Source organism: Goekera deserti (assembly GCF_010685995.1).
GTDB lineage: Bacteria > Actinomycetota > Actinomycetes > Mycobacteriales > Geodermatophilaceae > Goekera > Goekera deserti.
The window spans coordinates 85,492-98,541 of record NZ_JAAGWK010000030.1 but is presented as its reverse complement, the minus strand read 5'-3'; the positions used below and the strand labels follow the sequence as shown (position 1 = coordinate 98,541).

Annotated in this window: 13 protein-coding genes; 7 read left to right on the top strand and 6 right to left on the bottom strand. The window is 73.2% G+C overall.

Annotated elements, in window-relative coordinates; all coding sequences use genetic code 11:
• The first annotated feature begins 8 nt into the window (after positions 1–8).
• The 3 genes from G1H19_RS19505 to G1H19_RS19495 all read left to right on the top strand — a co-directional run bounded on the left by G1H19_RS19505 (position 9) and on the right by G1H19_RS19495 (position 5,171).
• Positions 9–1,154, top strand: a complete 1,146-nt coding sequence (locus G1H19_RS19505) for an acyl-CoA dehydrogenase family protein (protein ID WP_152727248.1) — start codon at positions 9–11, stop codon at positions 1,152–1,154.
• A 164-nt stretch (positions 1,155–1,318) separates the two neighbouring features.
• A complete protein-coding gene (locus G1H19_RS19500) occupies positions 1,319–3,790 on the top strand; it encodes a beta-glucosidase family protein (RefSeq protein ID WP_162393655.1) in 2,472 nt (823 codons plus the stop codon).
• A 100-nt stretch (positions 3,791–3,890) separates the two neighbouring features.
• Positions 3,891–5,171: an MFS transporter gene (locus tag G1H19_RS19495; RefSeq protein ID WP_162393656.1), complete on the top strand. Its 1,281-nt coding sequence runs from the start codon at positions 3,891–3,893 to the stop codon at positions 5,169–5,171.
• Positions 5,172–5,177: 6 nt separating this feature from the next.
• Here G1H19_RS19495 and G1H19_RS24200 read toward each other — a convergent pair whose 3' ends face one another.
• Positions 5,178–5,300, bottom strand: a complete 123-nt coding sequence (locus G1H19_RS24200) for a hypothetical protein (protein WP_268895437.1) — start codon at positions 5,298–5,300, stop codon at positions 5,178–5,180.
• 67 nt (positions 5,301–5,367) lie between these two features.
• On the opposite strand from G1H19_RS24200, the gene G1H19_RS19490 reads away from it, so the two are divergent.
• The 3 genes from G1H19_RS19490 (at position 5,368) to G1H19_RS19480 (ending at position 7,424) form a co-directional block, all read left to right on the top strand.
• Positions 5,368–5,562: a DUF3046 domain-containing protein gene (locus G1H19_RS19490; RefSeq protein WP_162393657.1), complete on the top strand. Its 195-nt coding sequence runs from the start codon at positions 5,368–5,370 to the stop codon at positions 5,560–5,562.
• Between the two features lie 195 nt (positions 5,563–5,757).
• Complete coding sequence (gene recA, locus G1H19_RS19485; protein WP_152727250.1) at positions 5,758–6,792, top strand: recombinase RecA; 1,035 nt, start codon at positions 5,758–5,760, stop codon at positions 6,790–6,792.
• A 146-nt stretch (positions 6,793–6,938) separates the two neighbouring features.
• Complete coding sequence (locus tag G1H19_RS19480) at positions 6,939–7,424, top strand: regulatory protein RecX (RefSeq protein WP_235928469.1); 486 nt, start codon at positions 6,939–6,941, stop codon at positions 7,422–7,424.
• Between the two features lie 89 nt (positions 7,425–7,513).
• Here the strand turns inward: G1H19_RS19480 and G1H19_RS19475 are convergent, their stop codons facing one another.
• The 5 genes from G1H19_RS19475 to G1H19_RS19455 form a co-directional block, all read right to left on the bottom strand.
• Complete coding sequence (locus G1H19_RS19475; protein WP_152727252.1) at positions 7,514–7,933, bottom strand: hypothetical protein; 420 nt, start codon at positions 7,931–7,933, stop codon at positions 7,514–7,516.
• Between the two features lie 94 nt (positions 7,934–8,027).
• Entirely contained in the window at positions 8,028–8,930 is a 903-nt protein-coding gene (locus G1H19_RS19470) for an amino acid ABC transporter permease (RefSeq protein WP_152727253.1), read from the bottom strand.
• Positions 8,927–9,577 carry an amino acid ABC transporter permease gene (locus G1H19_RS19465; protein ID WP_162393659.1) on the bottom strand — a complete coding sequence of 217 codons (651 nt, stop codon included), beginning with the start codon at positions 9,575–9,577 and terminating at the stop codon, positions 8,927–8,929. Before G1H19_RS19465 ends, G1H19_RS19470 begins: the two co-directional genes overlap by 4 nt.
• 86 nt (positions 9,578–9,663) lie before the next feature.
• Positions 9,664–10,557 (bottom strand): glutamate ABC transporter substrate-binding protein, encoded by an 894-nt coding sequence (locus tag G1H19_RS19460; protein WP_152727254.1) that lies wholly within the window; start codon positions 10,555–10,557, stop codon positions 9,664–9,666.
• A gap of 29 nt (positions 10,558–10,586) precedes the next feature.
• Complete coding sequence (locus G1H19_RS19455) at positions 10,587–11,342, bottom strand: amino acid ABC transporter ATP-binding protein (protein WP_152727255.1); 756 nt, start codon at positions 11,340–11,342, stop codon at positions 10,587–10,589.
• A gap of 155 nt (positions 11,343–11,497) precedes the next feature.
• Between G1H19_RS19455 and miaB the strand changes: the two genes are divergently transcribed.
• Positions 11,498–12,994 carry a tRNA (N6-isopentenyl adenosine(37)-C2)-methylthiotransferase MiaB gene (gene miaB / locus G1H19_RS19450; protein WP_152727256.1) on the top strand — a complete coding sequence of 499 codons (1,497 nt, stop codon included), beginning with the start codon at positions 11,498–11,500 and terminating at the stop codon, positions 12,992–12,994.
• Positions 12,995–13,050: the final 56 nt, after the last annotated feature.

Below are 13,050 nucleotides of genomic sequence, written 5' to 3'. Positions count from 1 at the left end.
TGACGGCCATGCAGCGCAGCCTGTACGAGACCGAGCACGACGACTTCCGCGGTGCCGTGCGCACGTTCTGCGAGAAGGAGATCGCCCCCGCCCAGCACGAGTGGGAGGCGGCCGGGATCGTGCCGCGCGAGGTCTGGACCGCGGCCGGGGCGCAGGGCCTGCTCGCCATGGACGTCGACGAGCGGTTCGGCGGCGGCGGGGTGCGCGACTTCCGGTACAACGCCGTCCTGGACGAGGAGCTGGCCCGGATCGGCGCCACCGGCCCGGGCTTCACCCTGCAGAACGACGTCATCGCGCCCTACCTGCGCGACCTGGCCACCCCCGAGCAGCAGGAGCGCTGGCTACCCGGCTTCTGCTCCGGCGAGCTGATCACCGCGATCGCCATGACCGAGCCCGGCACCGGCAGCGACCTGCAGGGCATCCGGACCTCGGCCACCCGGGACGGCGACGACTGGGTGCTGACCGGCGCCAAGACGTTCATCACCAACGGCATCAACGCCGACCTGGTCATCGTCGTGGCCCGCACGACCACCGAGGGCCCGGCGTCCAAGGGCATCACCCTGTTCGTGGTGGAGCGGGGCATGCCCGGCTTCACCCGCGGGCGCAACCTGGACAAGGTGGGCCTCAAGGCCCAGGACACCGCGGAGCTGTTCTTCGACGCCGTCCGGGTGCCGTCGGCCAACGTGCTGGGCACCGAGCACGGCGGCTTCCGGCACCTGATGCACAACCTGCCGCAGGAGCGGCTGTCGATCGCGGTCACCGCGGTGGCGGCGGCGGAGACGGTGCTGGCCCAGACGCTGGAGTACGTCACCGGCCGGACGGCGTTCGGGCAGCCGGTCGGCAGCTTCCAGCACAGCCGGTTCACCCTGGCCGAGCTGCAGACCGAGGTGACGATCGCCCGGACGTTCGTGGACGAGTGCATCCGCCAGCTGAACGCCAGCACGCTCACCGCCACCGACGCCGCGATGGCCAAGTACTGGGCCAGCGACCTGCAGAACAAGGTCGCCGACCGTTGCCTGCAGCTGCACGGCGGCTACGGCTACATGACCGAGTACCCGGTCTCCAAGGCGTGGCGGGACGCCCGGGTGCAGTCGATCTACGGCGGCACCAACGAGATCATGAAGGAGATCATCGGCCGGTCCATGGGGCTCTGAGCCGCGGGACGCCGCCGACGGTCGCCGACTCGAGTTGTGCGCCGGCTGTGCGGCTGTTTGTCTCCTGGTGAGAGCCGGGCCGGCAGCGTCGTCGCCCCGGGAGCCGGGAGGGGCACCCCATGGGTCGGCACGAGCACCGACGTCTGCGCGCGGGGGTGGCCGTCGTGGCCACCGCGGTGGTGGTGGCCGGAGCGGCCGCCCCTGCCACGGCGACACCCGGGGGCCGCCCGGGCGTGGACCCGCGGATCGCCGAGCTGGTCGCCCTGATGACCGTCCCGGAGAAGTTCGGCATGCTCGGCGGGGTCCCCGGCAGCGGCGGTGCGGCGGGCTCGGTCCCCGGGGTGCCGCGGCTCGGCGTCCCCGGGCTGGACATGGCCGACGGGCCCTCCGGGGTCCGCGCCGACCGGCCGGCCACGGCGCTGCCGGCCCCGGTCGCCCTCGGCGCCACCTTCGACCCGGCGTCAGCGTCGGCCTACGGCGGCGTGCTCGGCCAGGAGGCCGACGCGCTGGACATGGAGGTGCTGCTGGCACCGATGATGAACCTGGTGCGCACGCCCTACGCCGGGCGGAACTTCGAGACGCTGAGCGAGGACCCGCTGCTCAGCGCGCAGCTCGCCGCGCCCCAGGTGTCGGCCGTCCAGGACAACGGCGTGATCGCCACCGCCAAGCACTACGCGGCCAACAACCAGGAGGCCGGCCGGCGGGGCATCGACGTCCGGGTCACCGAGAAGGCGCTGCGCGAGACGGAGCTGGCCGCGTTCGAGGCCGTGGTCGACGCCGGCATCAGCGCGGTGATGTGCGCCTACAACAAGGTCGACGGCGTCCAGGCCTGCGACAGCGCCGAGCTGCTCACCGGCGTGCTCCGCGAGGAGTGGGGCTTCGACGGCCTGGTGATGACCGACTGGGTGGCCACGCACGGACCGGGGTCGCTGGAGGCCGGGCTGGACGTCGAGATGCCCCGGGCGACCGCGGCCTTCACCGACCTGGCCCGGGACGTCGACGGCAACGGCGTGGTGGACACCGGTGACCTGACCCCGGCCGTGGCCGCGGCGCTGGACCGGGCGGTGACCGGCGTGCTCACCGCGATGGACGAGGTGGGCCTGCTCGACGAGGCGGACGTGACCCCGGAGCGGGCCACCGAGGCCAACGCCGAGGTCGCCCACCGGATCGCCGTGGACGGCGCGGTGCTGCTGGCCAACGACGGCGTCCTGCCGCTGGCCGACGACGACCTCGCCGACGTCGCGCTGATCGGCCCGACCGCGCAGGTCCCGCTGATCGGCGGCGGTGGCAGCGCCCGGGTCACCCCGGACGACGGGGCCGTCGACAGCACGGTCGACGTGCTGGGCGGCCGGGGGGCCGGCGTCTCCTGGGCGACGGGCGAGGAGCTCGACGGTGTGGTCGTGCCCGGTGACCGGCTGGACACCGGCGCCAGCATCGACGGCACCTACACCGCCCCGGTGACCCAGACCGTCACCGTCACGGCGCCGACCGCCGGTGCGTACACGTTCTCGGTCCAGACCACCGGCCCCGGTGCGCGGCTGGACGTCGAGGGCGCGCCGGGTACCGGCGCCGAGGCGTCGACGGTGAGCCGCTTCGGCGCGGCCGGGGGCAGCCTGATCGCGACCGCCGACGGGCGGACCAACGACAGCCACACCGTCGAGCTCGCCGCCGGCGAGCAGGTCACGCTGACGCTGAGCTGTGACACCCCCGTTGCCGACGGGTCGGCCGCCTGCTCCCCGTCGGTCGAGCAGCCGCTGCAGCTGCGCCTGGCCTGGACGACGCCGGAGCTGCGGGCCGAGCGCCTCGCCGAGGCCGCGCGGGCCGCCGCGGACGCCCGGGTGGCGGTGGTGTTCGCCTACAACGAGGGCACCGAGGGCGAGGACCGCTCCAGCCTGTCGCTGCCGGGCTACCAGGACGAGCTGGTCGCTGCCGTGGCGCAGGCCAACCCGGACACCGTCGTCGTGCTGAACACCGGCGACCCGGTCCTGATGCCCTGGCTGGACGACGTCCGGGCGGTGCTGCAGACCTGGTACTCGGGCCAGGAGGGCGCGGAGGCGACCGTGGACCTGCTCACCGGCGCGGCCAACCCCGGCGGCAAGCTCCCGGTGACGTTCCCGGCCGCGGAGGACGCGACCCCGGTCGGCGACCCGGCGAACTACCCGGGGCTGAGCACCGACGACGACCCGGACCCGGAGGTGCAGACCTACACCGAGGGCAGTGACGTCGGCTACCGCTGGTACGAGGCGACGGGCACCGAGCCGCTGTTCGCCTTCGGCCACGGCCTGAGCTACACCTCCTTCGAGTACTCCCGGCTGCGCACCAGGACCAGCGGCGACGGCGTGCAGGTGTCGGTCTCGGTGCGCAACACCGGCGCGGTGACCGGCAGCGAGGTGCCGCAGGTGTACCTGGGCGCGGGGACCGCGGCCGGCGTGCCGGCGCTCCAGCTGGCCGGCTTCTCCCGGGTCATCCTCGCCCCGGGGGAGGAGCAGCGGGTCACCGTCGAGGTCGACGAGCGCCAGCTCTCGATCTGGGACGCCGACCGGGACCGCTGGGTGCGCGCCGTCGGCACCCGCCCGGTGCTGGTCGGGTCTGCCTCCGACGACGTGCGGCTGTCCGGGTCGGTGCGGGTGCGCTGACCCGCTGGCAGACCGGTGGGCCGCGTCCGGCGGCCGCACCGGTGGGCCGGGTCGCCGCGCCGGGGCCCCGCCGGGGCCCCGGGTCCGACACAATCCCCCGGTGACCCGAGCCACCGCGCCGACCGTCGACCAGGCCGCCGTCCAGAGGCGCACGCTGGGTGTGCTCTCCGGTGCCGTCACCCTGGGCGGGCTGGGTGTGACGGTGGGCATCACGGTGGGCGGGCTGCTGGCCCGGGAGGTGGCCGGCAGCGATGCCGCCGCCGGGCTGGGGCAGACCGCCGGCGTGCTGGGCGCGGCGCTGATCGCCGTCCCGCTGGCCCGGCTCAGCGAGCGGGGCGGGCGGCGCGCGGGTCTGGCGGTCGGGTACCTGGTCGCCGTGCTGGGGGCCGGGCTGGCCGTCCTGGCGGCGGCGATCTCGTCCCTGGCGTTGCTGCTGGTGGGGCTGTTCGCGTTCGGGGCCGCGACCACCTGCGGGCTGCAGGCCCGCTACGCCGCCGCGGACCTCGCCGAGCCCGCGCAGCGCGGCCGGGCGCTGTCGCTGGTGGTGTGGGCGACGACGGTCGGCTCGGTGGTGGGCCCGAACCTCGCCGGCCCGGGCAACGACCTCGGTGCAGCACTGGGGCTGCCGTCCCTGGGAGGTGCCTTCGCGCTGTCGGCGGCGGTCTTCACCGTGGTCGCGGCCGGGGTGTGGGTGCTGCTGCGGCCGGACCCGCTGCTGCTGGCCCGCCGGATCTCGGCCGGTGCCACCGCGGGCCCGGCGGCGCTGGTGCGCACGGGCACGGGTGCGGCGCTGCGGGCGGTGTGGGCGGTGCCCGGCGGGCGGCTGGGCCTCACCGCGGTGGTGGTGTCGCACGCGGTGATGGTCGGTCTGATGGTGATGACCCCGGTGCACATGGGGCACGCGGGCGGGTCCGAGGGCGCCACGCTCCGGGTGATCGGCCTGGTGATCAGCGTGCACGTCGCCGGCATGTACCTGTTCTCCCCGGTCGTCGGCTGGCTGGCCGACCGGGCCGGGCGCGAGCGGACCGTGGCCCTCGGCGGCGTCCTGCTGCTGGCGGCTGCCCTGGTCGCCGGGACGGCGGCACCCGAGCAGGCGACCCAGCTCGGCGTGGGCCTGTTCCTGCTCGGGCTGGGCTGGTCGTGCGGGCTGGTGGCCGGCTCCACCATGGTGACCGAGGCCGTCGGCACCGACCTGCGCCCCGCCGCCCAGGGCGGCACCGACCTGCTGATGGGCCTGGGTGCCGCCTGCGCCGGCGCGGTCGGCGGGCCGCTGCTGGCCCTCGGCGGGTTCGGCCTGGTCGCCGTGGTCAGCGCGGCGCTGGTGCTCCCGCTGGGTGCGGTGCGGCTGCTCGGGCGACGGGGCGCCGCCCACCCGGGGTGACGCTGCTCAGCCGCGCGGCCCCCGGCCGCGGAAGTCGCGGTAGAGCAGGACCAGGGAGACGACGAGCGCGGCGGCGATCGCGAGCTGCAGGACGGTGTCCCACGTGCCCGACCCGGTGCTGGGGAACATGCCGCCAGCCTAGGAGCGCGGTACGCCGCACGGCAGCCGCCGCCCGGGGCTGGGTACCGTCGCGGGTGTGCGACTGCAGGAGTTCTGGCGACGGATGGAGCAGCAGTTCGGCCCGGTGCGCTCGCAGAGCGTGACCCGGGACCACGTGTTCGCCCCGCTCGGTGGCCGGACGGCGCTGGACGCCATCAACGCCGGGCTGCCGGTGCGCCGCGTGTGGCTGGCGATCTGCGAGGCCTACGACGTGCCCGTCAAGGACCGCTGAGCTGCCTCTTCCGGCCGGCGGGCGCCGTGGACGCACGTCCCGGCGTGTCGGGGTGGCAGTCGAACACGTGTTCGGCATAGCGTGGGTGTCCACAGGCCGGGCGTCCGTCCACAGATGGGCCGCACCCCTCGGAACTGTCGTACCCCCGCCCTAGCGTCGGACCCGACCCGCACAGCGACCCAGAAGGTGGACACGATGGCAACGCTCGATCGCGACAAGGCCCTCGACATGGCCCTCGCCCAGATCGACAAGCAGTTCGGCAAGGGCTCCGTCATGCGCCTGGGCGACAGCCCGGAGGTCGCGATGAAGGTCATCCCGACCGGCTCGATCTCCCTGGACATCGCCCTCGGCATCGGCGGCCTGCCGCGCGGCCGGGTGATCGAGGTCTACGGCCCGGAAGCCTCGGGCAAGACGACGGTGGCCCTGCACGCGGTCGCCAACGCGCAGGCCAACGGCGGCATCGCGGCGTTCGTCGACGCCGAGCACGCCCTGGACCCCGACTACGCTCGCGCCATCGGTGTCGACACCGACGCGCTGCTGGTCAGCCAGCCCGACACCGGTGAGCAGGCGCTGGAGATCGCCGACATGCTGATCCGCTCCGGCGCGCTGGACATCATCGTCATCGACTCGGTGGCCGCGCTCGTGCCGCGCGCGGAGATCGAGGGCGAGATGGGTGACAGCCACGTCGGTCTGCAGGCCCGGCTGATGAGCCAGGCGCTGCGCAAGATCACCGGCGCGTTGAGCAACTCCGGCACCACGATGATCTTCATCAACCAGCTGCGGGAGAAGGTCGGCGTCGTCTACGGCTCGCCCGAGGTCACCACCGGTGGCCGCGCGCTGAAGTTCTACTCCTCGGTCCGTCTGGACGTGCGCCGCATCGAGACCCTCAAGCAGGGCACCGACGCGGTCGGCAGCCGGGTGCGGGTCAAGGTCGTCAAGAACAAGGTGGCCGCGCCGTTCAAGCAGGCCGAGCTGGACCTCATCTGGGGGCAGGGCTTCAGTCGCGAGGGTGGGCTCATCGACGTCGGCGTCGAGCAGGGCATCGTCCGCAAGTCCGGTGCCTGGTACACGTACGAGGGCGACCAGCTGGGTCAGGGCAAGGAGAACGCCCGCGGCTTCCTGCGGGACAACCCCGACCTGGCCGACGAGATCGAGAAGAAGATCAAGGAGAAGCTGGGCATCGGTGTCGTGGCCGAGGCCGACGCCCCGGCTGCCGCCACCGACTTCTGACGGTGGGTTCCTCCGGCAGGTCCTCCTTCGGTGAGGGCGGCCGCTCCGGCGGTTCGGGCTCCGGCGCGCGGGGCGCCGGCGGCCGGTCGTCGTCCCGGCGCCGGGGTGGCGACGCGGCGGAGGAGGGCGGCCCTCCGGACGACCCGGTGGCCGTGGCCCGCGGCATCTGCCTCCGGGCGTTGACCGGGGCGCCGAAGACGCGCCAGCAGCTCGCCGAGCTGCTGGCGCGCAAGGAGATCCCCGAGGACGCCGCCGCGACCGTGCTCGACCGGCTCACCGAGGTGGGCCTCATCGACGACGAGGCCTTCGCCGAGGCCTGGGTGTCCTCCCGGCAGTCCGGGCGCGGTCTGGCGCGCCGGGCGCTGACCTCCGAGCTCCGAGCCAAGGGCGTGGACGGTGAGGTCGCCGCCCAGGCGGTCGCCGTCGTCGACGACGAGGACGAGCGGGCGAGCGCCCGCGAGCTGGTGCGGCGGCGGGCCCGGTCGATGCAGCGCCTGGACCAGGCGACGGCCACCCGTCGGCTGATGGGCATGCTGGCGCGCAAGGGCTACAGCGGTGGCATGGCCGCCTCGGTGGTCCGTGAGGTGCTCGGCGAGGCCGCCGACGCCGAGCTGTACCCCGACGCAGACTGACGCGGAGCACCGGGCACCGGGGTGCGCGGTGCCCTCCCGGTCCGTCGGACCGTCAGTCGGGGGAGCGTCGGACCGTCAGCCGGCGGAGCTCAGACGTACTGCATCCAGGCCGACACGTCGACGGCGGTGCCGTCGGCGGCCTCCGGGTCCGCGACCACCCAGCGGTGGTCCCGGTCCTGGCCGGTGGCCAGCCACAGCTGGATCTGGGCGTCGAAGGCGCTGGTCACGGTGGGAGCGGTACGGCCGGTGGAGCCGAGGAACGTCACGTCGGACTCGGTGCCGTCGCGGAAGCGCAGCACCACCCGGCAGCGGGACCGGCGGTGCCGGGCCGGTGGCACCGCCTCCCGGACGACGGCCGTCTGGGCGCCTGCCGCGGCGGCGAACCCGCCGGCGGCGGCGCGCAGCCGCATGACGAAGTCCTGCGCCGGGTCCGGCAGACCCGAGGGCACCACCGGGCTGGTCGACGGCGGGAGGGTGATCCGGGCGGCGGGCTGCGTCAAGGTGTCCATCTCGCGCACCAGTCTGGCGGACTTCACGCGACGCGCCCGAGAAGGCACGCCCTGTGATCGAACTGCGATGAACAGACTTGACCCGGCCCGCTGGTCAGACCGTGCCAGTGACCTGCCCGGTGAGCGCGGGCACGCCACCGGGCACGTCCAGCGGCGCCGTGCCGGTCGTCTTGACGTTCTGCGCGGTCCGGCGCTCGACGAGTTTGGCCAGCTGGGACAGCAGCACGTTGACCAGGATGTACATCAGCGCGGCACCCACGTAGAGCTGGAACGTGTACGTGTCGCCGTAGAGGGAGTTGAAGTACTCCACCAGGCTGCGCGCGGTCCGCAGCAGCTCCATGTAGCCGATGATGAAGCCCAGCGAGCTGTCCTTGAGCAGCACCACGAGCTGGGCCACCAGCACCGGCAGCATCCGGCGCACGGCCTGCGGCACCAGGATGAAGCTCATCACCTGCCACTTGCGCATGCCCAGCCCGTAGGCCGCCTCGGCCTGACCGCGGTCGACGGAGTTGATGCCGGCCCGGAAGATCTCGGCCAGCACCGACATGTTGTAGAGCGTCAGGCCCAGCGCCAGGGCGCCGAACGGGCTGGTCGAGATCCCCACCTTGGGCAGGTAGAGGAAGCAGAACAGGATCAGCACCAGCAGTGGTACCGCGCGGAAGAACTCGATCACCACGGTCACCGGCACCCGGAGCCACCAGTGGTCCGACAGTCGCCCCACGGCGAGCAGGGCACCGAGCACCACCGAGGCCACCATGCCCACCGCCGCCACCTGCAGCGTGTCCACCAGCGCAGCCAGCAGCCGCTGCGGCACGTTGGACGCGGGGTCGAACAGGATCGACCAGCGGTTGGGGTCCAGCTGCTGGTTGCTGCCCAGGCGCCACAGGGCCAGGGCGACGAGCCCGAGCACCAGCAGTGCACCCAGGATGCTGCCGATGCGCTGCCGGCGCCGGGCCCGCGGGCCGGGGACGTCGAACAGGACGCGCGCGCCGTTCATCGGACGATCGCCAGCTTGCGCTCGAGCACGCTGAACCCCCAGGCGGACGACAAGGTGATGATCAGGTAGGCGGCCACGACCGCGGCGAACACGGCCAGGATCTGGTCGCCGTTGGCGTTGGCCAGCCGGCTCAGCACCGCGGTCAGGTCGGTCACGGCGAAGCCGGCCGCGATCGAGGTGTTCTTGGCCAGCGCGATCCAGACGTTGCCCAGCGGCGGGATCACCGTGCGGAAGGCCTGCGGCAGCACGATCGTGGTCAGGCTCTGCCGGAAGTCCAGGCCCAGCGCGCGGGCCGCCTCGGCCTGACCGGTGGACACCGAGTTGATCCCCGAGCGCACCGCCTCGCACACGAAGGCGGCCGTGTACAGCGACAGCGCGGCGACCGCCGCGACGAACTTGGTCGGGAACTGCAGGTCGATGTAGACGATGCCGAAGACCAGGAAGAAGAAGATGACGGTCAGCGGGGTGTTGCGGAAGGCCTCCACGTAGAAGGTGGCAAGCCCGCGCAGCGCCAGCACCGGGCTGACCCGCATCGCGGCGAGCACCGTGCCCAGCAGCAGGGCCAGCAGGCCGCTCAGCAGCGCCAGGCTCAGCGTGGTGAGGAACCCGTCGCGGAGCAGCGTGAAGTTGTCGACCAGGAAGGACACCCGGCCTCCTCTCGGTCGGTGCGGCTCACGGCAGCGCCGTCCGCCGGCGTCCGGTCACGGGGCGCCGGCGGACCGGACGTCTGGTGTCAGTAGCGGTCGATCGTCGGCGTCGCCGGGGCCGGCTCACCGGTGATGGCACCGGCGGTCGAGTCCCAGGCCTGCTCCCACGAACCGTCCTCGAAGGACTCCTCGAGGGTGTCGTTGATGAAGGTGCGGAAGTCGTCGTCGCCCTTCTTCAGGCCGATGCCGTACGGCTCCTCGGTGAAGGGGGCGCCGACCAGCTCGAGCTGGTCCGGGCTGCCGGCGACCAGACCGGTGAGGATCACGTTGTCGGTGGTCACCGCCTGGACGTTGCCGTTGCGCAGGTCGTCGGCGCACTTGGAGTAGACGTCGTAGAGCACCAGCTGGGCCTGCGGGTAGTTGGTCCGGATGTTCTCCGCCGGCGTCGAGCCCTCCACGGAGCAGACCGTCTTGCCGGCCAGGTCGTCGGGCCCGGTGATGCCCTCCGGGTTGCCCTTGGCGACCATGATGTCCTGCCCGGCCACGTAGTACGGGCCGGCGAAGTCGACGATCTCCTTGCGCTTGTCGTTGATCGTGTACGTGGCCACCACGATGTCGACCTGGTCGTTCTGGATGAACGGCTCGCGGTTGGCCGAGACCGTCTCCTGGAAGACGATCTGGTCCTCCGACAGGCCGAGCTTGGCAGCGATGATCTTGGCCATCTCGACGTCGAAGCCCTCGGGGGTGCCCTCGGCGTTCGCCAGGCCGAAGCCGGGCTGGTCGATCTTGGTGCCGACGCGCAGCTCGCCGGCGTCGGCGATGCGGGCCATCGTGGTGCCGGCGGCGAAGGTCGCGTCGGTCTCGACGGCGACGGTGTTCTCCGCGGCGTCGTTCGCGGCCTCGCCGGCCTCGCTGGAACAGCCGGTGAGCACGGCGCCGACGGCGAGCGCCACGGCGGCGTATCGGGTGGAGATGCGCATGGAGGGTCCTCTCGGGGATGAGCGGTGGGTCAGTGGTTGAGGATCTTGGAGAGGAAGTCCTTGGCCCGGTCGCTGCTCGGGGCGGTGAAGAACGTCTCGGGGTCGCTCGCCTCGACGATCCGGCCGGCGTCCATGAACACGACGCGGTTGGCGGCGCGGCGGGCGAAGCCCATCTCGTGGGTGACCACGACCATGGTCATGCCGTCCCGGGCCAGCGAGACCATGACCTCCAGGACCTCGTTGATCATCTCCGGGTCCAGCGCGGAGGTCGGCTCGTCGAAGAGCATGACCTTGGGGTCCATGGCCAGGGCCCGGGCGATGGCCACGCGCTGCTGCTGCCCGCCGGACAGCTGGGCTGGCACCTTGTCCGCCTGGTGCCCGACGCCGACCCGGTCGAGCAGCTCGCGCGCCCGCTTCTCGGCCTCGGCCTTGGACTTCCCGCGCACCTTGACCGGACCCAGGGTGACGTTCTCCAGGATGGTCTTGTGCGCGAACAGGTTGAAGCTCTGGAACACCATGCCGACGTCGCTGCGCAGCGCGGCCAGCGCCTTGCCCTCCTCGGGCAGCTTCACGCCGTCGATGGTGATCTCGCCCTGCTCGATGGACTCGAGCCGGTTGATCGTGCGGCACAGGGTGGACTTGCCCGACCCCGACGGCCCGATGACGACGACGACCTCACCGCGGTCGATCGTCAGGTCGACGTCCTGCAGGACGTGCAGGGAACCGAACCACTTGTTGACGCCGGACAGGCGGACGAGAGGGTCTCCGGTCTGGACATCGGTCATGGGGGCCGACCCTAGGGGGACGGGGATGCCGGGGGAGGACCGCGGCCATCACGAAGCTGTAACCATTCCCTGAACGCGCTGTGTGCGGTTGGCAGGTCTCGTCGTCGCGGCGGCCCGGTCGTGCGGGTGCCCGGGCGCCGTACCCTCGACCCGTCATGACGAGCGCCCCTCCCTCCCCGCCGGCCCCCCGCACCTACCGGGTGCGCACCTACGGCTGCCAGATGAACGTGCACGACTCCGAGCGCCTGTCCGGGCTGCTGGAGGAGGCCGGCTACACCGCCGCCGGCGAGCACGACGAGCCTGACGTGGTCGTGCTGAACACCTGCGCGGTGCGGGAGAACGCCGACAACCGGCTCTACGGCAACCTCGGTCACCTGCGCCCGGTCAAGGCCGGCCACCCCGGCATGCAGATCGCGGTGGGCGGCTGCCTGGCGCAGAAGGACCGCAGCGAGATCGTCCGGCGCGCTCCCTGGGTGGACGTCGTGTTCGGCACGCACAACGTGGGCTCGCTGCCGGCGCTGCTGGAGCGCGCGCGGCACAACGACGAGGCCCAGGTGGAGATCAAGGAGGCCCTGGAGGTCTTCCCGAGCTCGCTGCCGGCCAAGCGGGACTCCGCCTACGCCGGCTGGGTGTCGATCAGCGTGGGCTGCAACAACAGCTGCACGTTCTGCATCGTGCCGTCGCTGCGCGGCACCGAGGCCGACCGCCGTCCCGGTGACGTGCTGGCCGAGGTGCAGGCCCTGGTCGACCAGGGCGTGCTGGAGGTGACCCTGCTCGGGCAGAACGTGAACAGCTACGGCGTCGAGTTCGGCGACCGGGGTGCCTTCGCCGACCTGCTGCGCGCCACGGGCCGGATCGAGGGCCTGGAGCGGGTCAGGTTCACCAGCCCGCACCCCCGCGACTTCACCGACGACGTGATCGCCGCGATGGCCGAGACCCCGGCGGTCTGCCACCAGCTGCACATGCCCCTGCAGTCCGGCTCGGACGACGTGCTGCGCCGCATGCGCCGCTCCTACCGGCGCGAGCGCTACCTCGGGATCATCGAGCGGGTCCGGGCCGCCATGCCGGACGCCGCGATCACCACCGACGTCATCGTGGGGTTCCCGGGGGAGACCGAGGCGGACTTCGCCCAGACCCTGGACGTGGTGGCCGAGGCACGGTTCGCCGGTGCCTTCACGTTCCAGTACTCCCAGCGCCCCGGGACGCCGGCCGCCGAGATGGACGGCCAGCTGCCCAAGGAGGTCGTGCAGGAGCGCTACCTGCGGCTCACCGCACTGCAGGACGAGATCAGCTGGTCGGAGAACCGCGCGCTGGTCGGCACGCCGGTCGAGTTGCTGGTCGCTGCCGGGGAGGGCAGCAAGGACGCCGCCCGCGGCCGGCTGTCCGGCCGCTCGCGCGACGGGCGGCTGGTGCACGTCACGGCCGCGCCCGGGGTCCGCCCCGGCGACGTGGTGGAGACCGTGGTGACCCAGGCGGCCCCGCACCACCTCATCGCCGACGGGCCGCTGCTGTCCCACCGGCGCACCCGGGCCGGGGACGCCTCCGAGGCCGGCGTCCGGCCGACCACGCCGGGTGTCCTGCTGGGCATCCCGCGGGTCGGCGTCCCGGCGGCCGAGCCCGCCGCCCCGGCCCCGGCCTGCGCCCCCGCCTGACCGGACCGTCCCCGGTCGTACCGGCGCACGACCGGGCCGCCTGGCCGACCGAGGGC

Bases quoted from the DNA above. Each gene is read 5' to 3' on its own strand.
- G1H19_RS19460 (WP_152727254.1), bottom strand. From the start codon at position 10,557: ATGCGCATCTCCACCCGATACGCCGCCGTGGCGCTCGCCGTCGGCGCC.
- miaB (WP_152727256.1), top strand. From the start codon at position 11,498: ATGACGAGCGCCCCTCCCTCCCCGCCGGCCCCCCGCACCTACCGGGTG.
- G1H19_RS24200 (WP_268895437.1), bottom strand. From the start codon at position 5,300: ATGTTCCCCAGCACCGGGTCGGGCACGTGGGACACCGTCCTGCAGCTC.
- recA (WP_152727250.1), top strand. From the start codon at position 5,758: ATGGCAACGCTCGATCGCGACAAGGCCCTCGACATGGCCCTCGCCCAG.
- G1H19_RS19475 (WP_152727252.1), bottom strand. From the start codon at position 7,933: ATGGACACCTTGACGCAGCCCGCCGCCCGGATCACCCTCCCGCCGTCG.
- G1H19_RS19505 (WP_152727248.1), top strand. From the start codon at position 9: ATGCAGCGCAGCCTGTACGAGACCGAGCACGACGACTTCCGCGGTGCC.
- G1H19_RS19470 (WP_152727253.1), bottom strand. From the start codon at position 8,930: ATGAACGGCGCGCGCGTCCTGTTCGACGTCCCCGGCCCGCGGGCCCGG.
- G1H19_RS19455 (WP_152727255.1), bottom strand. From the start codon at position 11,342: ATGACCGATGTCCAGACCGGAGACCCTCTCGTCCGCCTGTCCGGCGTC.